The sequence below is a fragment of the Streptomyces sp. BA2 genome (genome assembly GCF_009769735.1).
Lineage (GTDB): Bacteria > Actinomycetota > Actinomycetes > Streptomycetales > Streptomycetaceae > Streptomyces.
On the sequence record NZ_WSRO01000002.1, the window covers coordinates 4,758,124 to 4,782,692 of the forward strand.

Consider the following 24,569-nt stretch of genomic DNA (forward strand, 5'->3'; position numbering starts at 1 on the left):
CCCTTCCCCTGTGTATCGCTCGATTCAGGGCTCTCATAACGAGGTGGACGTTACTCGGACTCAGGTTTCGGCACCCGGCGCGCCAAGCTGACCTGAAGCATTGTGCGCAAGTCGCCAAGCGCTGCTTCAGCCTTCCGGCGGTCCTCCTCTGTGATGTCGCGGGGCGAGTTGCTGTACGCGATGTAGGACTTGGGGTAAGCGATCTGGGCAACGCAGAGCGTGAACACCACGAGAGACTCCCATTCCACCCTCCGTCTCAGAACACGATGCCGCAGCTTCCGGTGCCCCAGCTTCGCTTCGATGACCACTTTGTAGTCACGTGCCTCCGGCACGAAAGTGGGATACGGCGCTCCAAACTCGATGAACAGTTGCTCAGCTGTGCGTCCTGCGACAGCGAAACACGCTGGTAGACGAAGAGCGTCCTCCTTCTCTGGCCGCAGGCGATCACGTGTGCTGGTCCACGGCAGCACGAGTTCGGGTCGAGGCTCATCGGGGAAGCGCAAACGCACGTCAAGCACCACGATCGGCTTGGCACCCGTGTTGTAGAGAACAAGCGGGAACCGGATACGAGCCATCGAAGAGGTCACACAGGCCGCGAACGAATGCGGCTTCCAGGCTTTCAGGTCTCCCTGGTGGGCATTGATCCACCAAAACGAGGCCACCGTGAAGACAAGGGCACACGCCGCGACGAAGGCGGCTGCGGTGAAAGAGGCACTGCTCTGCTGCTCCGCAGCGAGGATCAGTGGAGTCACGCCCAGAGTCTGCCAGTTAATGGTGCTACGCCGCTGGTGTTCCCCACGAGCGCCGCAACGGAGGCCGGTGGTCCACACCTGGTCCACACACACTGGTCAAAGGCGTGACAGTCGCGGATCAAGGTGAGACACGTCCCCCACGAAGAAGGGTGCCTCTCAGCGAGAGACACCCTTCTGACCAGCACACACGCTGGCCTGCAAGCGGTGGGTGTGGGATTTGAACCCACGGTGACTCGCGCCACGACGGTTTTCAAGACCGTTCCCTTAGGCCGCTCGGGCAACCCACCCCGCACCGCCGTTCAGGGCGGTGCGGGGACAAGAGTAGCGGGTCAGCTCTCGCCCTTGCGCTGGCCCAGGACCACGTCGACCTTGTGCTCCTTGCCGTCGCGCTTGTACGTGATCTCGACGGTGTCGCCCGGCTTGTGGGTCCAGATCTGGCCGATCAGGGTCGGGCCGCTGTCGATCACCGTGTCGTCCAGCTTCGTGATGACGTCGCCGGGCTTGAGGCCCGCCTTGTCCGCCGGACCGTTCGGGGTGACCGCCTGCGTACCGCTCGCGCCTTCCTGGGAGATCGTGGCGCCGCCCGCGTTCTCCTCCAGGGCGACCGAGGCCCCGATCACGGGGTAGACGGCCTGGCCGTTCTTGATCAGTTGCTGGGCGACGTACTTGGCTTGGTTGACCGGGATCGCGAAGCCCAGGCCGATGGAGCCGGACTGGCCGCCTCCGCCGAGGCCGCCGCCGCTCTCCGCGGGCTTGATCGCGGAGTTGATGCCGATGACCGCGCCGCCCGCGTCGAGCAGTGGGCCGCCGGAGTTGCCGGGGTTGATGGACGCGTCGGTCTGCAGGGCGCTCATGTACGAGCTCTTGCTGCTCGCGCCGTCGCTGGAGGTCACCGGGCGGTCCTTGGCGCTGACGATGCCGGTGGTGACCGTGTTCGAGAGGCCGAAGGGGGCACCGATGGCGATCGTCGAGTCGCCGACGGCCACCTTGTCGGAGTTGGCGAGGGGGAGCGGCTTCAGGTTCGAGGGCGGGTTCTTGAGCTTGAGGACGGCGACGTCATAGCCCTCGGCGCGGCCGACCACCTCGGCGTCGTACTTCTTGCCGTCCGAGAACGTCGCCGCGAGCTTCCCGCCGTCGGCCGCGGACGCCACGACGTGGTTGTTCGTGAGGATGTGGCCCTGCGTGTCGTAGACGAAGCCGGTGCCCGTGCCGCCCTCTCCGTTGCCACCCTGGGCCTCGATGGTGACGACGCTGGGCAGCGCCTTGTTCGCGATGCCGGCGACCGTGCCGGGCTCGCGCTTGAGGTCGGCCGGGGTGTCCGACGCGGACACCGTGGTCGAGCCCGTGCTGTTGTCGTTCCGGTCGGCCGCCCAGAAGCCGATGCCGCCGCCGACACCGCCCGCGACCAGCGCGGCCACGAGCACCGCGGCGATCAGACCACCGCGACGGCCCGCGGGCTTGGGACCCTCCGGGTGCTGCGCCGCGTACGAAGCGCCCCATCCGGAGCCGGAGCCTCCACCTTGGGCGTACGAGGGAACGGCGGGCGGCGGCGGAGGCGGCCAGGCGCCGGCACCGGAGGCGTGCGGGGCGGCGTGCTGGGGCGCGCCCGCGGCGGCTCCGGCATGCGTGGGAGCCTCGTGCGCCGACGGTTCCCGAGCGGACACCGCGGAGGTCGGCGCCGCGGGGTCGGGCGCGACGGAAGGGGGCGCGGGGTCGGCGGAAGGGGTTGCAGGGGCGGCGGAAGCAGCGGGAGATTCCACCGGCACGGGAGGCGCTGACGGGGCCGGGGGTACCTCGTTGCCCTCGTTCTCGGTGCTCACAGCTCTTCTCCTCGGTCCACGCTGTCGTTCTCGGTCACGGCCTGGCTGTGCCCAACTGTGCATGTGTCTGCAGTCAGCTTTTCCCATGGGCTGTCAGGGCACCATAAGCCGATCCTGTGGATCCGGCCTTGTGTGCGACACCTCGGGCAAGCCTTCGAGTACCCCGTGATGGCACCATGACGCGGTGACCCTCGCACGACAGCAACAGATCCAGGTCGTCGCCCACCGCGGAGCCTCCGAAGACGCCCCCGAGCACACGCTGGCCGCGTACAAGAAGGCTGTCGAGGACGGTGCCGACGCTCTCGAATGCGATGTACGCCTCACCGCGGACGGACACCTCGTCTGTGTCCACGACCGTCGCGTGAACCGCACGTCGAACGGCCGTGGAGCCGTGTCGGCCCTGGAGCTAGCCGATCTCGCCACCCTCGACTTCGGTTCCTGGAAGAACAACCACGGTGAGGCCGACGAAGGCCCCGACTGGGAGGACACCTCCGTCCTCACCCTGGAGCGGCTCCTCGAGCTCGTGGCCGAGAGCAACGCTTCGGGGCGCGACGTCCAGCTGGCCATCGAGACAAAGCACCCCACCCGCTGGGCGGGCCAGGTCGAGGAAAGGCTGCTTCTTCTACTGAAGCGCTTCGGTTTGGATTCCCCACCCGCCGATGGCCCCTCTCCCGTACGCGTCATGAGCTTCTCGGCGCGCTCCCTGCACCGCGTGCGGGCCGCGTCCCCCACCCTGCCGACGGTCTATCTGATGCAGTTCGTCTCGCCGCGCCACCGCGACGGCCGCCTTCCCGAGGGCGTTCGAATCGCCGGCCCCGGCATGCGGATCGTCCGCAACCACCCCGCCTACGTGGCCAAACTCAAACGCGCGGGTCACCAGGTGCACGTGTGGACCGTGAACGAACCCGAGGACGTGGAGCTCTGCGCCGAACTCGGCGTCGACGCCATCATCACGAATCGCCCCAAGCAGGTGCTGTCCCAGTTGGGCCGCCGCTAACCGCAATCCCGTCAGTTACAGGGTGTGCACCGGCGCGTTCGGTCCGTATTCGATCGTTACGAGTGCGTCACCGCACAAGGGTTGGCCGGTTTCCGGTCCAGTCCATTGGGGCATTCACACCGTGGCGTGGGGCGAAGGAGGTCTCGGGGGTGGCGTTGGTGGTGGCACGGGAGGTGCCCGCGTCGTCGAGCATGGCCGTACCCCATGGCCCGGCGGGCGTGGGAGAAGCAAGGCACCGGATGCGCGATCAACTGCGCGGGAACGGGGTGCCGGAATCGGTCGTCGACGATGCCGTACTGATCCTTTCGGAATTGCTCAGCAATGCCTGTCGGCACGGCAGGCCGCTGGGCGAAGGAATGGTCGGCGACGGTGATGTCCGGGCCGCTTGGCGCGTGGACGCGACAGGCAGGCTGACGGTCGAGGTGACGGACGGCGGTGGCCCGACCCGCCCCGTTCCGGCCACGCCATCGGTCACCGCGCACGGCGGGCGCGGGCTCAACATCATCACGTCCCTCGCCGAGACGTGGGGCGTACGCGACGACACCCACGGCGAGGTAACGGTGTGGGTCGTCGTACATGCCGGGCACTGCCACGAGGACTTCGCTACGCGCGTCGCGGCGCCCGCGGGCTCCGCGATACCGGACCTCGCGTACGCGCCTTCGACGACCGCGAGCGATGACCACGAGCCGTGACTGCGAGCGGTGACCGCGACCGATGGCTTCGCCTTACTCCTGCCGACTCCGGCTGAATCCCGACGCCCTCCGGGTGAGCGGCTAGGCTCGCGCCCGTACGCCCAAGACGTACGAAGAGCCACGCTGTAAAGCCGCATCCGGGAGACACCCAAGATGGCCAAGAAGCGCCCTCAGACCAAGGGCAAGCAGCCGCAGCTGACGGACGGGCAGGTCCCTGTCGTCGGTGCCCGCGAACCCTGCCCCTGCGGTTCGGGCCGCCGTTACAAGGCCTGTCACGGCCGGGCCGCCGCGCACGCGGTGACCGAGCTGGTGCAGCGCCCCTTCGAAGGCCTGCCCGGCGAGGGTGACTGGGTGGCTCTGCGCGAGCTCGTCCCGGCGGCGACCGTCGAACTGCCCCTCAAGGACGGGCTGCCGGACGGCGTGCCCTCCGTCTTGCTGGCGACCGTCCTGCCGATGGCCTGGCCCGCGCTGCGCCGCGACGACGGCTCGGTCCTGCTCGGCCTGCAGAACGACACCGCGTCCGGCGACATCAGCCGCGACCTCGCCGACACCCTCCAGCGCGCCCTGACCGCCGAGCCCGGCTCCCCGGTCCAGGCCCGCCGCGCCCCCGCCGACGGGCCGCGCCTTCAGGATCTCCTCGACCCCGACGGCACATTCGAGCCGATCGTGCACGCGGGCTTCGAGTTCTGGGTTCCGGACTCGGAGAACGCGTCCACGGAGGTCTCCGCGTCCCTGGAGCGGGCGAACGCCGCCGCCATCCCGACCGTGAAGCTCTCCGGCGTGGACTCCGCGTACTGGTGCGAGACCCCCGAGAAGAACCACCTGCGCTGGGTCATGCCGCACCCCGAGGAGCAGCTCCTCGACGCGCTCGCCCGGCTGCACGCGGCCGGTGCGTCGAGCCTCGGCGATGGCACCCGTCTGGTCGGATCCTTCCGGGCGCACGGTCTGACGGTCCCGGTGTGGGACCTGCCGAGCGGCATGGGCGCCGAGGACATCGAGAAGCCCGCCGCGGAGTTCGCCGAGCGGCTCGCGAAGGCGCTGGGCAGCGACGCCCCGCTCACGCCGGAGGAGCGCCGGGCGCGCGGCGGTCTCACCAACCGCCAGGTGACGCTGAGCTGACCCACCAGTCAGTCGGAAGGGAGCGGGTGACTCCTGTCACAACTCCCGGCCGTCACAGGTAAATCCCTGTCCGGATATCCGAGATCGAATTTGCCCAGAGCAGATCTCTTGTTACCGTTCAGGTAGCCCGGTTGCTGGTGCATCCCCCGTCGCCAGCAACCGGGCCCTTTCATGTCCGGCCCGCTGTCCGGCCCGACCCGCTGACTCAACTGGCTTTCGGCCGAGCGGAGTTGCTCCCAGAGCGCAGGAGCAACGGTCCGCCACTCCCGTCAGCGAACTCCACCACCGCCGAATATTCCTCGGCATTTCCCGCCGTACGCTCCCGAGGCGTCTCGCACGCCCCCGGCTCGTCCGCGGCTCCGACCGCGCAATGCATTTGGACGGTGCGTCCGCCGGGTGCCATAACGGTCAGTACGGCGCTCAGCTCATCACCAGTGGTGTTGCGGTAGTACGTGCGCCCCCAGGTGTCGTGCCCCTGGGTCAGGACGCACGTCTGGGCTTCGATGCCCTTGGGGGAGGTGAGTTCGGGGCCGCACTGCGCGGTGTTGTCGAGGCCGAGCCCCGTGAGGAACGACGAGCTGTCCGTGGGCCGGTCGTCCGAAGATGCGCCCTCCGTAGACGCGCCTTCCCTGGACGCCCCCTCCGTAGAGGACCGTTTCGAAGTCGGCTTCTCCGTGGAGGGCTGTTTCGCGTCGGGATCCGGCGCCGCCCCCGGTGCCGCGTCCGCCGGCCGCTCCGGCGACCTGGCTTCGGCGTCACCGTCGCCCACAGGCCCCGCGGACGCGCCGGCGAGCGGCAGGAGAACCGTAATGGCCACGACGCCCATGAGCGCGATCAGGCGGGGGTTCATGGGGCCTGACACTAACGACGTTTGATGGGCGCCCGGCTCGCCGCGCGCCCATTTCCCCTACAACTCGGGCGCGCTCACACCCGTACGAGTGAGCGCGTCGACCACCGCGTCCACCACGGCCTCTACGTCGGGCACCCACGGCACCGCGGAGCCGGGCAGCGGAGCCCGCTCCCAGCGCACCGGCCCCTGGCCCGTCTCGGAGGGCGGCAGCGCGAGATATCCGCCCTCTCCGTGGAAGCGCAGCGAGCCCGGGACGTAGTCCTTGGCGTACAGCAGCTCGCCCAACTGCTCCATGGAGTAAGGCGCGACGAGCAGGAAGAGGCGGGCGGGGGTCGCGACGACCGGGCCGAGCCTGATGCCCATCTCGTCGAGCGCGGCCAGGGCGCGCGCTCCCGCGATCGCGGGCAGGCTGACGGCGCACGGGGCGCTGTTGCCGGTGGCGAGCACGATGGGCGCGTCCGGGCGGTTCGTCCACCACCAGCGCACCATGCGCTCGTCGGTCGTCGCGGTCAGCAGACCGGGGTCGAGAGGGTGAGCTCCTGGCACTGTGCAGTCGGGGTCGGGGCAGGCGCAGCGGGTGCCGTCTCGCCGGTCGAGTCCGACACCTGGCACCACGGGCCATTTCCATGCCGTGGCAAAGGTCAGGGCCGCGCCGATCAGACCAGGACTCTGGTCAGACTTCCTGCCGGTGAGCCTGGACAGGAGCCTGCGTCGCCTTCCGAGGATCTCGCGCATGAGCGCTCGTTCCTTTCCGTTTACACGCCGAGGAACACGGCGGGCCACATCACACCATGTGTGGATCACTTCGCTGTGCGTAGAACTGGCGCATCACACCCCAGCCTGCGGCATGGGGAACCCCTAAGGGCCGAGCGTTAGCGTGGCGTGGGGTGGCGGTGCCTGGCGTTTGCTGTCCCGCGTACTTCTTCGCCGCCTCCCCCACGGGAGGATGGGGCACGGTCGTCGTGAGTTAAGACGCCCGGGTCCGTCGCCAGGTTCCGGGCGGATCTCAACTGCCCCTGGTCATCACCGAGTACGTACCCATCACGGCCGCTGTGACGCGCCTCCCGTGCCTGAGGGCCTGGGAGTGCCCCTTGTTGAACAATCCCAGTCGATCGCAATAGGCCGTCGCCTCAGGCACTTTTGAGCCAAGTTCCCAAGATCGCGATACGTCACAGAATTCCCACGGACACCAGGAATCCCAGCTGGACAATGCTGGACATCCCCTAACCAGTGCGTGTAGATGTGGAGAACATTGCTAGCGGCGCAGAATGACATGGGGGTTTGCGATGCTATTGAGCAATACGCACCGGCCGGAAAGCCGTCAGCCATGAACGCTCCGCACCTTCCGAAAGTGGCCGGAATCGATTCAACTGTTCCGCCACCAGCCCACACTGTCGCGCCCGCCCCACAGGCCCAAGGCGCACCGACCCTCATGATCCAGGACCGGCTCGCGGGCTGGATCTCCGATCTGACCACCTTGCAGGAGCTCACCGAACGCCTGGCCCGCACGGCCACCCTCGACGAAGCCCTGCACGAACTGCTGCGCGCCGGAGCCGCCCTCGTCGGCGCGCGCCGCGGCCTGCTCGTCCTGGAGCCCGCCGACGGGCTCGGCCCCGACACCACCGTCGGCCTCGGCCTCGCCCGCGCCGACCTCGGCCACATCGAGACGGTCCCCCGCGCCGCCACCGCCTTCGGGCGGCTCCTCGACGCACCGCCCACACCCCCGGGCGCCGAGACCGAGATCGTCAACGCCGATCTGCTCGCCGACAGCAGCCTCGACCCCCGCCACCGCGAAGTGGCCGCCCGGCTCGGCTACGCCGCGAGCTACGCGCTGCCCCTGTCCACCGAGACCGTGGGCCGGATCGGCGCCGCCGTCTGGCTGTACGACGAGCCCGCGGAGCCCGGCGAGCGCCGGCGCCACCTCGTCGGGCTCTACACACGCCAGGCCGCCGAGCATCTGGCACGGCTGATCGAACTGGACCGCGCCCGCACGACGGAGGCCACCTTGCGCGAAGAGCTGCTGCCCTCGCGCCTGCCGCGGGTCGCCGGGGTGCAGCTCGCCGCGCGGCACCGCACCTCAGCGCTCGGAGGCGGCGACTGGTTCGACGCGCTGCCGCTGCCGGACGCCGCGCTCGGCCTCGCGGTCGGGTCCGTCACCGGGTCCGGGCCGAGCGCCGTCGCCGCGATGGGGCGCCTGCGGGCCTCCTTGCGGGCGTACGCCGTGATGGAGGGCGAGGACCCCGTCGCCGTACTGTCCGATCTGGAGCTGCTCCTTCGGCTCACCGAGCCCGCGCGGTCCGCGACGGCCCTCTTCGCCTACTGCGAACCGGCGCTGCGCAAGATCGTCCTGGCGGGGGCGGGGCACAGTCCACCCCTGGTGATCGGCGAGCGGCGCACGGAGTTCGTGGAGACCTCGCTCTCGGCACCGCTGGGGATGCTCGCCTGCTGGGAGGCGCCGAGCGTGGAGTTCCAGCCGGAGCCGGGAGAAACGGTGCTTCTCTATACGGACGGCCTGCTGCACCGCACCGGGGACGCCATGGACCGCGCCTTCGCACGGCTGCACGCGGCGGCGGCGAGCGTGCCGAAGTCGGTGCGCGACGACCCGGACGCGCTCGTCGATCACGTCCTGCGGACGGTGCTGCCCGACGGGCTCGACGCGGTCGACAGCGACGAGGACGTGGTGCTCCTTGCGGCCCGTTTCGAGTGACCCGCCGCAATTCCGAGTGACCCCCGCAATACGGCATGTAATGGGCCTTCCGGCTCTGGGCCCCCTTCCGTACGCCCGTACGATGGAGGGGGCCCAGTGTCGTACATAGGAGGCAGATCGTGTCGGAGGAGCTCAATCCGGAGAACCCGGAGACCCCGGAAGACCTGGAGATCGAGTCCGAGGAAGAGCCGATCAAGCAGCGCAAGAACGGCCTGTACCCGGGAGTCTCCGACGAGCTCGCCGAGAACATGAAGTCCGGCTGGGCCGACACCGAGCTGCACGACCTGCAGCCGATCGCCCAGGCCGAGCACACCGCCGCCCGCCGTGCCGCGCTCTCCGCGCGCTTCCCGGGCGAGCGCCTCGTGATCCCCGCGGGCAATCTCAAGACCCGCTCGAACGACACGGAGTACGCCTTCCGCGCCTCCGTCGAATACGCGTACCTGACCGGCAACCAGACCGAGGACGGCGTCCTCGTCCTTGAGCCGACGGACTTCGCGGACGGCACGAGCGGCCACGAGGCCACCATCTACCTGCTGCCGCGCTCCAACCGCGAGAACGGCGAGTTCTGGCTGGACGGCCAGGGCGAGCTGTGGGTCGGCCGCAGGCACTCCCTGACCGAGGCCGAGACGCTGTACGGCATCCCGGCGTCCGACGTGCGCGAGCTGCCCGGACAGCTGCGCGAGGCGACCGGCTCCGTCCGCGTCGTCCGTGGCTACGACGCCGGCATCGAGGCCGCGCTGACCGACAAGGTCACGGCCGAGCGCGACGAGGAACTGCGCGTCTTCCTGTCCGAGGCCCGTCTGGTCAAGGACGAGTTCGAGGTCGGCGAGCTGCAGAAGGCGTGCGACTCGACGGCCCGCGGCTTCGAGGACGTCGTGCGCGTCCTGGACAAGGCCGAGGCGACCAGCGAGCGCTACATCGAGGGCACGTTCTTCCTGCGCGCCCGCGTCGACGGCAACGACATCGGCTACGGCTCGATCTGCGCCGCGGGCCCGCACGCCACGACGCTGCACTGGGTGCGCAACGACGGCGCCGTGCGCGCCGGGGAGCTGCTGCTGCTCGACGCCGGTGTGGAGACGCACACGTACTACACCGCCGACGTGACGCGGACGCTGCCGATCAACGGCCGCTTCGACGCGCTGCAGCGGAAGATCTACGACGCCGTGTACGAGGCCCAGGAGGCCGGCATCGCGGCGGTGCGGCCCGGCGCCAAGTACCGCGACTTCCACGACGCAGCGCAGCGCGTGCTCGCCGAGAAGCTCGTGGAGTGGGGCCTCGTCGAGGGCCCGGTCGAGCGCGTCCTGGAGCTGGGTCTCCAGCGCCGCTGGACCCTGCACGGCACCGGTCACATGCTCGGCATGGACGTCCACGACTGCGCGGCCGCGCGTCGTGAGACGTACGCCGACGGTGTCCTGGAGCCCGGCATGTGCCTGACCGTCGAGCCCGGTCTCTACTTCCAGGCGGACGACCTGACGGTGCCGGAGGAGTACCGCGGCATCGGCGTGCGGATCGAGGACGACATCCTCGTGACGGCCGACGGCAACAAGAACCTGTCGGCGGCGCTGCCGCGGCGTGCGGACGACGTCGAGGCGTGGATGGCCGAGCTCAAGGGCTGAGCGTCCTGCTGAACCGGGCCTCTTCTTGAGAACCGGGCCTCTTCTTTAAGAAGGGGCCCGGTTCTGCGTTTCCGGGGCGGGGGCCCGACGCTCATGCCTGGCGCTCGTCCTCGCCCGCCACCTTGGCGGTGCTCAGGGCGATGCGGTTCCAGGTGTTGATGGTGAAGATCAGGGCCAGGACGTGGCCCAGCTCCGTCTCGTCGAAGTGCGCCGCCGCGCGGGCGTAGACGTCGTCCGGGACACCGCCCTGGTGAACGAGCGTGACGGCCTCGGTGAGGTCGAGGGCCGCCTGCTCCTTCTCCGTGAAGAAGTTCCTGGCCTCGCGCCAGACGCCGACCATGTGCAGCCGCGCCTCGTCCTCGCCCGCCTTGCGCGCGTCGGAGGTGTGCATGTGGAGGCAGTACGCGCAGCCGTTGAGCAGCGAGGCGCGGATCTGGATCAGCTCGACCAGGGCCGGGTCGAGCCCGTCGCGGGCCGCGGAGTCGAGTCCGATCACGGCCTTGAAGGCCTTGGGGGCGGCCTTGGCGAAGTTGAGGCGGGGAGCGGGCGCGAGAGTCTGTGCGGCGGTCTTGGCGGCGGTCTGCGTGGCGTTCTCGTTGTTCGTCATGACCATGAATCTACGGGCTGGATAGACCTCGGATAGGGTGCATTTCCATGGTGGAATCTTGGGTCAATCTGGCCGAGCGCATCGGGAGTGACCTGCACCTGGAGCTCTCCGGGACGGGTGGCCGCCGTGCCGTCCTCATCCGCGCCCTGCGGGACGCCGTGCGCGAGGGACGGCTCGCTCCGGGGACGCGGCTTCCGCCGTACCGCTCCCTCGCCGCGGACCTGGGCATCGCCCGCAACACCGTCGCCGACGCCTACGCCGAGCTGGTCGCCGAGGGCTGGCTGACCGCACGGCAGGGCTCCGGCACCCGGGTGGCCGACCGGGCGGCGCCTCCCGCCCGCACCCGCGTCCCCAAGCGGGCACCCACCCGGCCGACGAAGCCCGCCCCGCCCGCGTACGACCTGCGCCAGGGCCAGCCGGACGCGGCCTCCTTCCCGCGCACCGCCTGGCTCGCCGCGGCCCGGCGCGCCCTCAACTCTGCGCCGAACGACGCCTTCGGGCCGGGTGACCCGCAGGGGCGCGTCGAGCTGCGCCGGGCGCTCGCCGGCTACCTGGGGCGGGCCCGAGGGGTGCGCGCCGACCCGGAGAGGATCGTGGTGTGCTCCGGGTTCGCGCACGCCCTGCGGCTGCTGTTCGGTACCGGCGGAGGCGGGATGCTGCGCGGCCGGCTGGCCGTGGAGTCGTACGGCCTCGGCTTCCATCGCTCCATCCTCGCGACCGCGGGCGTACGGACGGTCCCGCTCGACCTCGACGAAAAGGGCGCCCGGATCGAGGAGTTGACTGAGAGTCAGCGCATCCGGGGTGTACTGCTCACGCCCGCACACCAGTTCCCGACGGGCGGCCCCCTGCACCCGACCCGGCGCGCGGCGGTGATCGACTGGGCGCGCACCCGCGGCGGCCTCGTCCTGGAGGACGACTACGACGGCGAGTTCCGCTACGACCGGGAGCCGGTGGGCGCCGTACAGGGTTTGGATTCCGAACGCGTCATCTACATGGGCTCGGTCAGCAAGAGCCTCTCTCCGGGAGTGCGTCTGGGGTGGCTTGTTCTGCCCGAACACCTCATCGACGGGGTGCTCGCGGCGAAGGGCGAACGAGAGGCGTGGGTGAGCGTCATCGACCAGCTCACGCTGGCCGATCTGATCGAGTCGGGCCATTACGACCGGCACATCCGCCGTATGCGTCAGCGCTACCGCCACCGCCGCGACCAGCTCGTCGCCGCCCTCGCCACGCATGCCCCGCACATCAGCCCGACCGGAGTCGCCGCGGGCCTGCACGCCGTCCTGCGGCTGCCGCCCGGCACCGAACAGTCCACGGCGAAGGCGGCCGCCTGGCAGGGGCTCGCACTGGAGGGCCTCGCCGAGTTCCGCCACCCTGAGGCCACCATGCCCGCTCCCGACGGCCTGGTCGTCGGCTACTCCACGCCACCGGAGCACGCCTACGGAGCGGCACTCGAGGCTTTGTGCCGGGCGCTGCCGCCCGAGTGAGCCTCAGGGCTTCAGACGGCTCCAGACGGATTCAGGAGGCTTCTGGGGGCCCACAGCGGGTTCAGGCCGTGACGAGCGGCGTGTCCTCGCGCCACTTGAGGATCTTGTCGAAGCTGATCACCGCGCCGCCTCTGCCACCCGGCCGCTGGCCGTAGTGCACATGATCGGCGAGCTCCTGGATGAGAAACAGCCCGCGTCCATGCTCGGCGGAGTCGGAAGCGTGCGTCGCGACAGGGACGAACCCCGGACCTGAATCGGCCACTTCGATGCGGCACTTCTCGCCGTCCAGGTACGCCGTCACCCGATAGGCCCCGGCCGCCCCCTCGGGGGGCACCGCCGCGCCGCCGTGCTCCACCGCGTTGGCACAGGCCTCGCTGAGAGCCACCGACAGGTCGTACGAGACGTCAGGATCCACCCCCGCGGTCTCCATCGTGCCGATCAGCAACCGGCGGGCCAGCGGGACGCTCGCAGCTTCGCGCCGCAAATGGAGAGACCACCACATGCTCATGCTCCAGCCTCCTGGCCGCGGCTCGACATACCGATACGTATTGCCGTAAGCGCCCGTGTATAAGCGCGCAGTTGACGTGATGCCGCCCATACGGCGGACGCGCGGACGACTCACGACGGTGTAGACATGCCGCTCACAAGCCACTTTCAAGCGTCCCGAAAGGCACCCATTCGGTGCCGATGGACATCGAACGGCACCCATCGGCATCCATGGGCATCCATCGGCACCCATGGGAGCTTGCGGACCTGCCGTATGCGGCGGGTAAGCCCAGTGCAATGATGTTCCGGCCATGACTGCCCCCCACCAGCGCGAGGCGCGCGCCGGAGTCGACCTCCGGCTGCTGAGAGCCGCGGTGTTCGCCGTGCTCTGCGTCGTGCTGTCCGCCGGGGGCCATGTGCTCGCTTCCTGCGCCGCCGTCCCGCTGTGGACGCTGGGCATCGGATTCCTCGCCGTATTCGCCGTAGCGGCTCCGCTCGCCGGGCGTGAGCGCTCGCTGCCGGGCATCGCCGCCGCGCTCGCCGCGGGGCAGGTCGGCCTGCATGCGCTCTTCGGAGTCGGCCAGCACGGCGGCACTGCGGTGGCGTCCGCCGAACCCTCGCTGGTGGAGCGGGCCGCGCGTCTGGTGTGCGGGGCCGGCGCCGCCAACCTCAGTCCCGCCCAGGCCCACCGGATCCTGACGACGGCGGGCGTGGAGCCGGGCGGCGGGGCCGCGAGCCACGCCACGCACCACAGCGCCCCGGCCACGGCGGCGGACACGGCGATGGACTCCATGTCGCTGCTCCCGTCGCTTCCGATGCTCCTGGGGCACGTACTGGCCGCCGTCGCCGCCGGTTGGCTGCTGCGCCACGGCGACATCGCGCTGCTCCGGCTTGCGCGGCTCTCGGCACACGGGGCTTACGGAGTCGCCGAGGGGGCTCTCGTACGTTCCCTGCGCGGGGCGCTCGCTCTCGTACGCGTCCTGCGCGCCGGACTTCCCGGGGCGCCCGGTGCGGATCTCCGGACACCCCGAACAGCGTTCTTCGGACCGCCGAAGCCGCACACCACCGCGCTCCAGCACACGGTGATCAGGCGGGGCCCGCCGGCCGCCGCCGCACTCGCACTCGCTGCCTGACGCGACGCACTCCTACCGCAGCACTACGGAGAGGTGCCTCACGGCCGGCGGCGTCCACGCGCGCGTGCCCGCTCGGTTCGCCGCCGCGCGCACTCTCCCCTGATCACCGCTGCCGACGTGCTCGGCACCGCTGATCACCACCGCTGAAAGTGGAGTGTTCTAGCCATGTCTGTTCTGTCTGCGCTGTCCACCGTGAAGGCCTCCCGCGTCTCCGTCGTCGGTGGCGTCGCCGCCTCCGCCGTCCTGCTGCTCTCCGTCCCCGCCTTCGCGCACGTCAGCGTCACGGCCGAGGGCGAGGCCGCCAAGGGCGGCTACGCCACGGTCAACTTCAAGGTGCCGAACGAGATGGACGACGCCTCGACCAACAAGCTCGAGATCTCCTTCCCCGAGGACCACCCGCTCGCCTCCGTCATGACGCAGCCCGTCCCCGGCTGGACCGCCAAGGTCACCAAGACGAAGCTCGACAAGCCGCTGGAGATGCACGGCGAGAAGATCGACGAGGCCGTCTCCAAGGTCACCTGGACCGCCGACGGCAAGGGTGTCCAGCCGGGCACCTTCCAGAAGTTCCCGCTCTCCATCGGCGCGCTGCCCGAGGACGCCGACGAGCTCGTCTTCAAGGCCGTCCAGACGTACGACAACAAGGAAGTCGTCCGCTGGATCGAGCCGCAGCAGAAGGGCCAGGAGGAGCCGGAGCACCCGGCGCCCGCCCTCGCCCTGACCGCCGCGTCCGACGGCCACGGCGCCGCCGCCTCGCACGACGACAAGGCCGATGACAAGGCCGAGGCCAAGGACGACAAGAGCGAGTCCGCCGCGTCCTCCGACAGCAGCGACTCCACCGCCCGCGTCCTCGGCATCGTCGGCATCGTCGTCGGCGCCGCAGGCGTGGCGTTCGGCGTGCTCGCCGGGCGTCGGCGCGCCAACAGCTGAGCCACCCTTCGGGCCGCACCGGGGGCGTTTCGCCTGCCCCCGGTGCGCCCGGGCCCCCTCACATCTGGGACATTTTCGTATGCGCAAGAAAAAGCTGCTCGCCGCCGCCATGCTGGCCGCGGCCACCCTCACCCTGTCCGCCTGCGGCGGCGGTGACGACGGCAAGAAGCCCGTCGCGGACGTCTCCGTCGAGTCCAACGGCGACAAGGCCGCGACCATCCTCGACAAGCCCTTCGAGAAGCCGGACCTCGTCCTCAAGGACACGCACGGCAAGAAGTACGACCTGCGCGCCGAGACCAAGGGCAAGCCGACGCTCATCTACTTCGGCTACACCAACTGCCCGGACGTCTGCCCCCTGACGATGAGCAACATCGCCGTCGCCAAGAAGCAGCTGCCCAAGGCCGAACAGGACAAGCTCCAGGTCGTCTTCGTCACCACGGACCCCGAGCGCGACACACCCGAGGCCCTCGGTAAGTGGCTCAAGGCCCAGGACACCGACTTCATCGGTCTGACCGGTGACTTCGACACCATCCAGGGCAGCGCCCGCACCCTCGGCATCAGCATCGAGCCCTCCAAGAAGGAGAAGGGCAAGGTCGTCTCGATGCACGGCACGCAGGTCATCGCGTTCTCGCCGAAGACCGACGCCGGGTACGTCCTGTACGGCGAGGACACCACGGTGGACGACTACACCAAGGACCTCCCCAAGATCGTCAAGGGAGCGACCCCGTGAACCGCCGCACTCTCATCGGCGGCGCCATCGCACTGACGGCGGGGCTCGCCCTCGCGGGCTGCTCCGACGCGTCCGCCGACAAGGACGGCGGCGCGGCATCGGACAAGCCCGAGCTCAAGGTCGCCGGCGCCTTCATGCCCGAGCCTGCCATGGACACCATGGCCTCCGGGTTCTTCACCGTCACGAACAAGGGCGGCGCCGACAAGCTCACCTCGGTGACCAGCTCCCTCGCCAAGAAGGTCACGTTGCACAGCACCAAGGGCAACGCGATGAAGGAGCAGAAGTCGTTCGACGTACCCGCGAACGGCGAGCTCGACTTCGCGCGGGGCGCCAACCACCTCATGTTCGAGGAGCTCAAGCACAAACCGAAGCAGGGCGACAAGGTCGCGGTGACGCTGCACTTCGAGAAGTCGGACCCCATCGACATTGAGGTCCCGGTGAAGGCCGCCACGTACAACCCCAAGCCCGGCAAGCACGCGTCGCACTGAGGGACTGATCGCTGATGCAGACCATCGCTCCCCGCTGTGGAGCTCGCTCCGGGGCCGCCGCCCGCTTCGGGATAACCCCCGGCGTCGGACGGCTCCTGCTCGTCGTCGCCGTCTTCCTCGGCGCCCTGCTGGCCACGGCGGCCCCCGCCTCCGCCCATGCCGCGCTGACGGGCAGCGACCCCAAGCAGGGGGCGGTGGTCGACACGGCGCCCGCCCGCGTCTCACTGACCTTCTCCGAGAAGGTCGCCATGTCCGACGGTTCCGTACGGGTGCTCGACCCGGCCGGCAAGCGCGTCGACACTGGCAAGACCAGTGACCTCGGGGCCAACACGTACGGCGTGAAGCTGCACAAGGGGCTGCCCGACGGCACCTTCACCGTCGCCTACCAAGTCGTCTCCGCCGACAGCCACCCCATCTCCGGGGCCTTCACCTTCTCCGTGGGCGCGCCCTCCGACACGAAGGTCGCGCTGCCGGACCAGGAGGTGGGCGGCGGATTCGTCGGCGGGCTCTACGGCTTCGCGCGCTACCTCTCGTACGCCGGGTTCATCCTCGTCGTCGGCGGGGCGGCCTTCGTGCTCGGCTGCTGGCCGCGTGGCGCCGGCGTGCGCCCCGTGCAGCGCCTCGTGGTGTCCGGCTGGGTCACGCTCACCGCGTCCACCCTCGTGATGCTGCTGCTCCGCGCGCCCTACACCGGGTCGGGGAAGATCGCCGACGCCTTCGACATGGCCAAGCTCGGCGACGTGCTCCAGACGAAGACGGGAGCCGCGCTGGTCTCACGGCTGCTGCTCCTCGCCGCCGCCGCGCTCTTCATCGCCGTCCTCTTCGGTGCGTACGAAAAGCGAACCGACCCCAAGGAGCGCAGGGACCTCACCTTCGGGCTCGCGATCGGCGGAGGCGTCGTCGCCGTCGGGCTCGGCGCGACCTGGGCCATGGCCGAGCACGCCTCGACCGGCATCCAGGCCGGGATCGCGATGCCCGTGGACGTCGTGCATCTGCTCGCTGTCGCCGCCTGGCTCGGCGGGCTAGCGGCGCTCGTCGTCGCCCTCTACTTCGCGCCGTCGGTCGAGGCAGGGGCGGTGCGGCGCTTCTCGCGCGTGGCGTTCAGCAGCGTCGTCGCCCTGGCCGCGACCGGGCTCTACCAGTCGTGGCGGCAGGTCGGCTCGTGGTCGGCCCTCACCGGTACGTGGTACGGACAGCTGCTCCTCATCAAGGTCGGCCTGGTGGTCGTCCTCGTCGGCGTCGCCTGGATCTCCCGGCGCTGGACGGCGCGGATCGCGGGCCAGGCGGGCGACGTGGCGCCGGAGGCCGCGGCGGCGGCCGTCGTCGAGCAGCGTGCGGAGAAGCACGCGGAGAAGCACGCGGAGAAGCACGCGGCGGCCAAGCGTGTGGAGAAGAAGCCGGTGACGGTGGCCGCCGGGGGCACGGGAGAGGACTCCAAGCGCTCGGCCCAACTCGCCCGCCAGCAGGCCGCCATGACCACCGCCCGCGAGAAGCGGATCCGCGACGCCGACCCGAACCGGTCCGGCCTGCGGCGCTCCGTGCTCGCCGAGGCGGGCGTCGCCGTCGTCCTGCTCGCCGTCACCACGGTCCTCACCTCCACCGAGCCCGGACGCACGGAGGAGGAAGCCGCGGCTTCGAAGACGGCAGCCGCCGCACAGCGGTCAGGTCCGCTCACCCTCAAGATCCCCTTCGACACGGGCTCCGACGACGGCAAGGGCACCGTGCAGCTCGACCTGGACCCGGGCCGCACCGGCAGCAACGAGATGCACATCTTCGTGAAGCGCCCGAACGGCAGCGCCTTCGACATCCCCGAGGTGAAGGTCTCCTTCACCCTCAAGTCGAAGGATGTCGGCCCGCTGCCCGTCGCCCCCGACCGCATCGCCACCGGACACTGGAGCTCGAGCGGGGTGCAGATTCCGATGGCGGGCAAGTGGAAGATCGCGGTGACCGTGCGGACCTCCGACATCGACCAAGTGACCGTGAACAAGAACGCGCAGATCGGCTGAACGGAACCACCATGGCGGACAACGGGATTTCGAGGCGGCGGCTGCTCGGCACCGCCGGCGCCACCGGTCTCGCGCTCGGCGCGGCGGGCGGTGCGGCCGGGTACGCCGCGGCTCCCTCGGACACCCCCGAGAAGGCGGCGTCGCTGGCGTCCCTTGGCGCGGACACGGTCATGTTTCACGGGAAACATCAGCCGGGCATCACCACGCCCGTCCAGTCCCGCGGCCATCTGATCGCCTTCGACCTGTCGGCGGGCGCGGGCCGCAAGGAGGCGGCCGCCCTGCTGCGCCGCTGGTCGGCGACGGCCGAGCGGCTGATGGCGGGCAAGGCCGCGGCGGGGGAGGACACGGATGTCGCCCGCGACGCGGGCCCGTCGTCCCTGACCGTCACCTTCGGGTTCGGCCACAGCTTCTTCGGGCGCACCGGCCTGGAGAAGCAGCGCCCGTCGGCGCTCGACCCGCTGCCGGACTTCTCCTCCGACCACCTCGACAAGGCGCGCAGCGACGGCGACCTGTGGGTGCAGGTCGGGGCGAACGACCCGCTCGTCGCGTTCCACGCGCTGCGCGCGCTCCAGAAGGAGGCGGGGGACGCGGCGCGGGTGCGCTGGCAGATGAACGGCTTCAACCGCTCGCCAGGCGCGACCGCGCACCCCATGACGACCCGCAACCTGATGGGTCAGATCGACGGCACGAACAACCCGAAGCCGTCGGAGGACGACTTCGAACGGCGGATCTACGTGCCCGCCACGGGGGACCCGTCGTGGATGGCAGGCGGCTCGTATGTCGTCGTACGCCGCATCCGGATGCTCCTCGACGACTGGGAGAAGCTCGGTCTCAAGGACCAGGAGGCGGTCATCGGGCGCCACAAGTCGGACGGCTCACCGCTGACCGGCGGCTCGGAGACCACCGAGCCGAAGCTGGAGAAGGCAGGCGCGGACGGCAAGTACGTCATCGCCCTCAATGCCCACGCCCGCATCACCCGGCCCGACCAGAACGGCGGCTCCGCGATGCTGCGCCGCCCGTTCTCGTACCACGACGGCTTCGACAAGGGCGGGGAGCCGGACGCGGGCCTGCTCTTCGTGTGCTGGCAGGCCGACCCGCTGCGCGGCTTCGTGCCGGTGCAGCGCAAGCTCGACCGCGGGGACGCGCTGTCGGAGTTCATCCGGCACGAGGCGAGCGGGCTCTTCGCGGTGCCGGGCGGGGCCGCGAAGGGCGAGTACGTGGGGCAGCGGCTGCTGGAGGGGTAGGGCTGGGTCTCGGTCTCGTTCGTACGTGGGGCGGGTGCCGCTTCGTGAGACGCGGGAGCCGTGCCGTGGACAGGCCATTAGGGTGACGGTATGTCGGCGATGCGCTACACCTATCTCGGCCCCGAGGGCACCTTCACCGAGGCCGCCCTCCGTACGCTCCCGGAAGCGGCCACCAGGGAGCTCATCCCGATGGTGTCCGTGCCGGCCGCACTGGACGCGGTCCGGTCCGGCGACGCGGCGGCCGCGTTGGTGCCGATCGAGAACTCCGTCGAGGGCGGTGTCACGACCACCGTCGACGAGCTCGCCAAGGGCGAGCCGCTGATGATCTACCGCGAGGTCGTCCTGCCGATCGCCTTCGCGCTGCTCGTACGGCCCGGCACGCAGCTCAAGGACATCAAGACGGTGACCGGCCACCCGGTGGCCCAGCCCCAGGTCCGCAACTGGCTCGCCGCGAACCTGCCGGACGCCCTGTGGGAATCGGCGGCCTCGAACGCGGACGGCGCGCGCCTGGTCCAGGAGGGACGCTTCGACGCGGCCTTCGCGGGTGAGTTCGCGGCGGCGACGTACGGCCTTGAGCCGCTGGTCAGCGAGATCCACGACGCGGCGACCGCCGAGACCCGCTTCGTCCTGGTCGGCCGCCCGGCCCGTCCCGCGGCGCCGACCGGCGCGGACAAGACCTCGGTGGTCATCTGGCTCGGCGACGACCACCCCGGCGCCCTGCTCGAACTGCTCCAGGAATTCGCCGTACGCGGCGTCAACCTGATGCGGATCGAATCGCGCCCCACCGGTCAGCGCATCGGCGACTACTGCTTCTCCGTGGACGCCGAGGGCCACATCACGGACCGCCGCGTGGGCGAGGCCCTGATGGGCCTCAAACGGATCTGCCCTCAGGTGCGTTTCCTCGGGTCGTACCCGCGGGCGGGGGTGGCGCCCGGTGACGTCCGGCCGCTGCGGCCCGGCACGACCGATGGCGAGTTCCTTGCGGCGTCGGACTGGCTGACCCAGTGCCAGGACGGCCGGTCCTGAGCGGGAGGCCCGATGAGCCGATCAGCGTGCCGACTGGTCGGGCGAGCGGTCTTACCTGCTGATTTACGTTGTCCACAAAGTTATCCACAGGGCCCGTTCTTGACCTGGGGACAAGTCGACAACGAAGCACGACATGGTCGACAAATCGGCCCACACCCTGCAAGTGCGTCCACAGTCGCGCACGTCACCCCTCGTCCACTCTTTTCCATTGATCAACTCTTTGGAGCGAACCATTTCCACTCGAAAGTGGGTGTGAGGGTGGTTTGGGACGGGAATCCTTCGTCGCGCATGCGGCTTTCGGAACGATCTCTTCCGGCATCCACAGATCTTTCGCACAGCCTGTGGATAACTTTTCGGCAGGGGATATTCCTGTGGACAACCGCGCTCCCAAGTCCCGCTCCATGCAAGGGGATCAGGTCAATGGGGCGAGTCCCCTCTGCCCCATTTCGGGGAATGACACCCTTTTCATTGACCCGGAAGCAGGGGGGCCGGAGCGAGATTCGGCAACTGCTCGACAGGTGCGCGGAAGCCGACCGATGGCCGACTGCTGGCTCATTCTCGTCGAGCCTCTTTCGGGAATTCCCATTCCGGCAAATCGGTCATAACGCTACAGAGTGGATTACCGAGTCGAGAGCCGGAACCGCTCGACGGTAGCCTGGTGGGGTGATTGACCTTCGCCTGCTCCGTGAGGACCCCGACCGTGTTCGCGCCTCCCAGCGCGCCCGTGGAGAGGACGTCGCGCTCGTCGACGCCCTGCTCTCCGCCGACGAGCGGCGCAGGTCGTCCGGGCTCCGCTTCGACGAGCTCCGTTCCGAGCAGAAGGCGCTCGGCAAGCTCATCCCCAAGGCCTCGGGTGACGAGAAGGCCGAGCTCCTGAAGAAGGCCGGCGAGCTCTCCGCCGCCGTCAAGGCGGCCAACGCCGCCCAGGACGAGGCCGACGAGGAGACCAAGCGCCTCCTTGGCCGGCTGGGCAACCTCGTACACCCGGACGTCCCGGTCGGCGGCGAGGAGGACTTCGTCGTCCTCGACACCATCGGCACACCGCGCGACTTCGCGGCCGAGGGCTTCGAGCCCAAGGACCACCTGGAGCTCGGCGAGGCGCTCGGCGCCATCGACGTCGAGCGCGGCGCGAAGGTCTCGGGATCGCGCTTCTACTACCTCACGGGTGTCGGCGCGCTGCTCGAACTGGCCCTGGTGAACGCGGCGATCGCGCAGGCGACGGAGGCCGGGTTCATCCCGATGCTGACGCCCGCCCTGGTCCGCCCGCGCGCCATGGAGGGCACGGGCTTCCTCGGCCAGGCCGCCGAGAACGTCTACCACCTGGAGAAGGACGACTACTACCTGGTCGGCACCTCCGAGGTCGCGCTCGCCGGTTACCACATGGACGAGATCATCGACGCCGACAAGCTGCCCCTGCGGTACGCGGGCTTCTCGCCCTGCTTCCGCCGCGAGGCCGGCACGTACGGCAAGGACACCCGCGGCATCTTCCGCGTGCACCAGTTCGACAAGGTCGAGATGTTCTCGTACGTCGACCCGGCGGACGCTACGAGCGAGCACAAGCGCCTCCTGGAGTGGGAGAAGCAGTGGCTGACCGGCCTCGGCCTGCCGTTCCAGGTCATCGACGTGGCCACGGGTGACCTGGGCTCGTCGGCGTCGCGGAAGTTCGACTGCGAGGCCTGGATCCCGACGCAGGGCAAGTACCGCGAGCTGACCTCCGCGTCGAACTGCGACACCTTCCAGTCGCGCCGTCTGTCGATCCGGATGCGCGACGAGAGCGACGGCAAGAAGGTGACGCAGCCGCTCGCGACGCTGAACGGCACGCTCTGCGCCGTCCCGCGCACGATCGTCGCCCTCCTGGAGAACCACCAGCAGGCCGACGGCTCCGTGTGGGTCCCCGAGGTGCTGCGTCCGTACCTGGGGGGACGAGAGATCTTGGAGCCCATCAACAAGTGAGCCACCCTGCTCCCGCCACGCCGTCCTTCCCGTACAAACTCGTCGCGACCGACCTCGACGGAACGCTGCTGCGCTCCGACGACACGGTCTCGGCGCGTACGCGCGACGCGCTCACCGCGGCCACCGCGGCGGGCGCCGCGCACATCATCGTCACCGGCCGTGCCGTGCCCTGGACCCGGCACATCCTCGACGATCTGGGCTACGACGGCCTTGCGGTGTGCGGGCAGGGCGCGCAGGTCTACCACGCGGGCGAGCACCGGTTGCTCACATCGGTCACGCTCGACCGGCAGCTGGCCGGCATCGCCCTCGCCAAGATAGAGGCGGAGATCGGCCCGCTGGCGCTCGCCGCGAGCCGTGACGGCCTCGACGGCGAAGTGATCGTGGGTCCTGGGTACGCGGTGCAGGACGGCCCGCTGCCCGCCGTCCCGTTCACCGATGTCGCCGAGCTGTGGGCGGCCCCGCTGAACAAGGTGTACGTCCAGCACCCGGGCCTGAGCGACGACGAGCTGGCCTCGGTGGCGCGTCAGGTGGCGGGTGGCCTGGTCGGCGTGACGATGGCCGGCGAAGGCATCGTCGAGCTGCTCCCCCTCGGTCTCTCCAAGGCGACGGGCCTGTCCCTCGCGGCCCGCCGTCTGGGCGCGAAGGCCTCGGACACGATCGCCTTCGGCGACATGCCCAACGACATCCCGATGTTCGGCTGGGCGGCACATGGCGTGGCGATGGCCAACGCCCATGAGGAACTCAAGACGGTGGCCGACGAGGTGACGACGTCGAACGAGGACGACGGCATCGCGGTGGTGCTCGAGCGGTTCCTGGCCTGAGGGCCTGAGAGCCTGAGGCCGCCTGTCGGCGGGCCTCGGCTCAGTGCGACGTCTGGCGGAGGATGCGCGGATCGAACGCGCGCGGGATTTCGGTCCCGACGACGGCTTAGCAAGCCGCTGCCTTACCACTCGGCCAATCCTCCGGGTGGGCGGCCCGCGCAGCGAAGTGCGCGCTCGAAGCGGCCGCCCCGGGCAACTCCCCCGTGGGCGGGGCTCTACGGAGTGAGTAACTACTCCGAAGCCTGCCGCGGGCTGCCCTGCTGGGAACTCGACGGACTACTGATGGACACGTCGGCTCCTCTCCCAGTAAGCGGGCGCCAGGGTCGTGGCGCGGTGACACAACTACTGTGCCCGCGCCCCGACTTGCCCGCCACTGAATTAATCACTCCTCCCCGGCCAGCGTCAGCGACCGCAGCTTCTGCCCGGCATACCAGGTGGCCAGGACCGTGACGCCGACAAGGAGCACCGTGGCGACCGGCAGTCCGACGTCCGAGGTGACCAGGTCGCCGCCCGCGGTCTTCTGTGCGACGGCGAGCGACCACTGCTGGACGCTGAGCGTGCGCGCCCCGGAGACCAGCGTCCCGAAGAGGGCCTCCCACACGAGGGCGTAGACGAGTCCGAAGACCACCGCGTGCCGGGTGATGGTGCCGAGGAGCAGGAAGAGCGCGGCGTACGCGATGGAGGCGACCAGGGCGGCGATGGTGTACGCCACGGCGATCTGCTGGCCGTTGCCGTTCAGGATCATGCCCGCGATGAAGGTCGGGATCGCTGAGAACGCCATGGTCACGGCGATGGCGACGGTGAGCTTGGTGACGATGATCGTGGGCCGCTTGACCGGCTTGGAGAGGAGATAGACGACGGAGCCGTCGTCGATCTCCGGGCCGATGGCTCCGGTGCCCGCGATGACGCCGATGATCGGCACCATCGTGGCGAGCGCGAAGCCGCCGAGGAGGTCGGAGGCGACCTGGTCGTCGGCGCCGCTGAATCCGCGGACCGCGGCGGAGATGACGATCAGCAGGACGGGCAGGGTGAAGAGGATCAGCGCCCGGCGGCGGCCGAGCAGGGCCCGGTAGGTGAGCCGGGCGACAGTGGGGTCGTACACGATGGCTCC

At 70.0% G+C, this 24,569-nt stretch carries 22 protein-coding genes and 2 tRNA genes; 15 read left to right on the forward strand and 9 right to left on the reverse strand.

The annotated features are described in order from the left end of the window. Window positions 1-50 precede the first annotated feature (50 nt). The 3 genes from E5671_RS24145 to E5671_RS24155 form a co-directional block, all read right to left on the reverse strand. Window positions 51-752: a hypothetical protein gene (locus E5671_RS24145; RefSeq protein WP_160506027.1), complete on the reverse strand. Its 702-nt coding sequence runs from the start codon at window positions 750-752 to the stop codon at window positions 51-53. A gap of 202 nt (window positions 753-954) precedes the next feature. Continuing rightward, window positions 955-1,039, reverse strand: a tRNA-Ser gene (locus E5671_RS24150). 42 nt (window positions 1,040-1,081) lie between these two features. After that, complete coding sequence (locus E5671_RS24155; RefSeq protein WP_160506028.1) at window positions 1,082-2,572, reverse strand: trypsin-like peptidase domain-containing protein; 1,491 nt, start codon at window positions 2,570-2,572, stop codon at window positions 1,082-1,084. 184 nt (window positions 2,573-2,756) lie between these two features. Between E5671_RS24155 and E5671_RS24160 the strand changes: the two genes are divergently transcribed. From E5671_RS24160 to E5671_RS24170, 3 genes are all read left to right on the forward strand, one after another. Further along, on the forward strand, window positions 2,757-3,569 hold the full coding sequence (locus E5671_RS24160; protein ID WP_160506029.1) for a glycerophosphodiester phosphodiesterase family protein: 813 nt from the start codon (window positions 2,757-2,759) through the stop codon (window positions 3,567-3,569). A gap of 62 nt (window positions 3,570-3,631) precedes the next feature. Next, window positions 3,632-4,261: an ATP-binding protein gene (locus E5671_RS24165; protein WP_160506030.1), complete on the forward strand. Its 630-nt coding sequence runs from the start codon at window positions 3,632-3,634 to the stop codon at window positions 4,259-4,261. Between the two features lie 153 nt (window positions 4,262-4,414). Next, the gene (locus E5671_RS24170; RefSeq protein WP_160506031.1) at window positions 4,415-5,380 is read left to right on the forward strand and encodes a DUF5926 family protein; all 966 of its coding nucleotides are present in this window, start codon (window positions 4,415-4,417) and stop codon (window positions 5,378-5,380) included. A 205-nt stretch (window positions 5,381-5,585) separates the two neighbouring features. On the opposite strand, the gene E5671_RS24175 is transcribed toward E5671_RS24170, so the two are convergent. Both E5671_RS24175 and E5671_RS24180 read right to left on the reverse strand, forming a co-directional pair. Beyond that, window positions 5,586-6,230: a hypothetical protein gene (locus E5671_RS24175; RefSeq protein ID WP_160506032.1), complete on the reverse strand. Its 645-nt coding sequence runs from the start codon at window positions 6,228-6,230 to the stop codon at window positions 5,586-5,588. Between the two features lie 57 nt (window positions 6,231-6,287). Continuing rightward, window positions 6,288-6,965: a bifunctional DNA primase/polymerase gene (locus tag E5671_RS24180; RefSeq protein WP_160506033.1), complete on the reverse strand. Its 678-nt coding sequence runs from the start codon at window positions 6,963-6,965 to the stop codon at window positions 6,288-6,290. Between the two features lie 538 nt (window positions 6,966-7,503). Between E5671_RS24180 and E5671_RS24185 the strand changes: the two genes are divergently transcribed. Further along, window positions 7,504-8,937 (forward strand): PP2C family protein-serine/threonine phosphatase, encoded by a 1,434-nt coding sequence (locus E5671_RS24185; RefSeq protein ID WP_160506034.1) that lies wholly within the window; start codon window positions 7,504-7,506, stop codon window positions 8,935-8,937. A 119-nt stretch (window positions 8,938-9,056) separates the two neighbouring features. Next, on the forward strand, window positions 9,057-10,553 hold the full coding sequence (locus tag E5671_RS24190) for an aminopeptidase P N-terminal domain-containing protein (RefSeq protein ID WP_160506035.1): 1,497 nt from the start codon (window positions 9,057-9,059) through the stop codon (window positions 10,551-10,553). 91 nt (window positions 10,554-10,644) lie between these two features. Here the strand turns inward: E5671_RS24190 and E5671_RS24195 are convergent, their stop codons facing one another. Beyond that, window positions 10,645-11,160, reverse strand: coding sequence for a carboxymuconolactone decarboxylase family protein (locus E5671_RS24195; RefSeq protein ID WP_160506036.1), 516 nt, complete (start codon window positions 11,158-11,160; stop codon window positions 10,645-10,647). A gap of 47 nt (window positions 11,161-11,207) precedes the next feature. On the opposite strand from E5671_RS24195, the gene pdxR reads away from it, so the two are divergent. Then, complete coding sequence (gene pdxR, locus E5671_RS24200) at window positions 11,208-12,644, forward strand: MocR-like pyridoxine biosynthesis transcription factor PdxR (protein ID WP_160506037.1); 1,437 nt, start codon at window positions 11,208-11,210, stop codon at window positions 12,642-12,644. 61 nt (window positions 12,645-12,705) lie between these two features. Here pdxR and E5671_RS24205 read toward each other — a convergent pair whose 3' ends face one another. Then, a complete protein-coding gene (locus E5671_RS24205) occupies window positions 12,706-13,152 on the reverse strand; it encodes an ATP-binding protein (protein WP_160506038.1) in 447 nt (148 codons plus the stop codon). Window positions 13,153-13,441: 289 nt separating this feature from the next. Between E5671_RS24205 and E5671_RS24210 the strand changes: the two genes are divergently transcribed. The 9 genes from E5671_RS24210 (at window position 13,442) to E5671_RS24250 (ending at window position 23,458) form a co-directional block, all read left to right on the forward strand. Continuing rightward, a complete protein-coding gene (locus E5671_RS24210; protein WP_160506039.1) occupies window positions 13,442-14,263 on the forward strand; it encodes a hypothetical protein in 822 nt (273 codons plus the stop codon). Window positions 14,264-14,455: 192 nt separating this feature from the next. Continuing rightward, entirely contained in the window at window positions 14,456-15,190 is a 735-nt protein-coding gene (locus E5671_RS24215) for a DUF1775 domain-containing protein (RefSeq protein ID WP_160510384.1), read from the forward strand. Between the two features lie 79 nt (window positions 15,191-15,269). Continuing rightward, complete coding sequence (locus E5671_RS24220; RefSeq protein WP_160506040.1) at window positions 15,270-15,920, forward strand: SCO family protein; 651 nt, start codon at window positions 15,270-15,272, stop codon at window positions 15,918-15,920. Then, a complete protein-coding gene (locus E5671_RS24225) occupies window positions 15,917-16,408 on the forward strand; it encodes a copper chaperone PCu(A)C (RefSeq protein ID WP_160506041.1) in 492 nt (163 codons plus the stop codon). Before E5671_RS24220 ends, E5671_RS24225 begins: the two co-directional genes overlap by 4 nt. A 14-nt stretch (window positions 16,409-16,422) precedes the next feature. After that, window positions 16,423-18,414, forward strand: a complete 1,992-nt coding sequence (locus tag E5671_RS24230) for a copper resistance CopC/CopD family protein (RefSeq protein WP_160506042.1) — start codon at window positions 16,423-16,425, stop codon at window positions 18,412-18,414. 11 nt (window positions 18,415-18,425) lie between these two features. Then, a complete protein-coding gene (gene efeB, locus E5671_RS24235; RefSeq protein ID WP_160506043.1) occupies window positions 18,426-19,658 on the forward strand; it encodes an iron uptake transporter deferrochelatase/peroxidase subunit in 1,233 nt (410 codons plus the stop codon). A gap of 90 nt (window positions 19,659-19,748) precedes the next feature. Beyond that, window positions 19,749-20,684: a prephenate dehydratase gene (pheA, locus tag E5671_RS24240; protein WP_160506044.1), complete on the forward strand. Its 936-nt coding sequence runs from the start codon at window positions 19,749-19,751 to the stop codon at window positions 20,682-20,684. A 663-nt stretch (window positions 20,685-21,347) separates the two neighbouring features. Next, entirely contained in the window at window positions 21,348-22,637 is a 1,290-nt protein-coding gene (gene serS / locus E5671_RS24245) for a serine--tRNA ligase (RefSeq protein WP_160506045.1), read from the forward strand. Further along, window positions 22,634-23,458, forward strand: a complete 825-nt coding sequence (locus E5671_RS24250; protein WP_160506046.1) for an HAD-IIB family hydrolase — start codon at window positions 22,634-22,636, stop codon at window positions 23,456-23,458. The genes serS and E5671_RS24250 overlap by 4 nt, the downstream gene beginning before the upstream one ends. A gap of 53 nt (window positions 23,459-23,511) precedes the next feature. On the opposite strand, the gene E5671_RS24255 is transcribed toward E5671_RS24250, so the two are convergent. After that, window positions 23,512-23,601: transfer RNA gene (locus E5671_RS24255), tRNA-Ser, on the reverse strand. Between the two features lie 239 nt (window positions 23,602-23,840). Then, window positions 23,841-24,560 (reverse strand): ABC transporter permease subunit, encoded by a 720-nt coding sequence (locus E5671_RS24260; protein ID WP_160506047.1) that lies wholly within the window; start codon window positions 24,558-24,560, stop codon window positions 23,841-23,843. Window positions 24,561-24,569: the final 9 nt, after the last annotated feature.

Bases quoted from the DNA above. Each gene is read 5' to 3' on its own strand.
- E5671_RS24170 (WP_160506031.1), top strand. From the start codon at position 4,415: ATGGCCAAGAAGCGCCCTCAGACCAAGGGCAAGCAGCCGCAGCTGACG.
- E5671_RS24220 (WP_160506040.1), top strand. From the start codon at position 15,270: ATGCGCAAGAAAAAGCTGCTCGCCGCCGCCATGCTGGCCGCGGCCACC.
- efeB (WP_160506043.1), top strand. From the start codon at position 18,426: ATGGCGGACAACGGGATTTCGAGGCGGCGGCTGCTCGGCACCGCCGGC.
- E5671_RS24230 (WP_160506042.1), top strand. From the start codon at position 16,423: ATGCAGACCATCGCTCCCCGCTGTGGAGCTCGCTCCGGGGCCGCCGCC.
- E5671_RS24210 (WP_160506039.1), top strand. From the start codon at position 13,442: ATGACTGCCCCCCACCAGCGCGAGGCGCGCGCCGGAGTCGACCTCCGG.
- E5671_RS24180 (WP_160506033.1), bottom strand. From the start codon at position 6,965: ATGCGCGAGATCCTCGGAAGGCGACGCAGGCTCCTGTCCAGGCTCACC.
- E5671_RS24195 (WP_160506036.1), bottom strand. From the start codon at position 11,160: ATGACGAACAACGAGAACGCCACGCAGACCGCCGCCAAGACCGCCGCA.
- E5671_RS24185 (WP_160506034.1), top strand. From the start codon at position 7,504: ATGGGGGTTTGCGATGCTATTGAGCAATACGCACCGGCCGGAAAGCCG.
- pheA (WP_160506044.1), top strand. From the start codon at position 19,749: ATGTCGGCGATGCGCTACACCTATCTCGGCCCCGAGGGCACCTTCACC.
- pdxR (WP_160506037.1), top strand. From the start codon at position 11,208: ATGGTGGAATCTTGGGTCAATCTGGCCGAGCGCATCGGGAGTGACCTG.
- E5671_RS24205 (WP_160506038.1), bottom strand. From the start codon at position 13,152: ATGAGCATGTGGTGGTCTCTCCATTTGCGGCGCGAAGCTGCGAGCGTC.
- E5671_RS24175 (WP_160506032.1), bottom strand. From the start codon at position 6,230: ATGAACCCCCGCCTGATCGCGCTCATGGGCGTCGTGGCCATTACGGTT.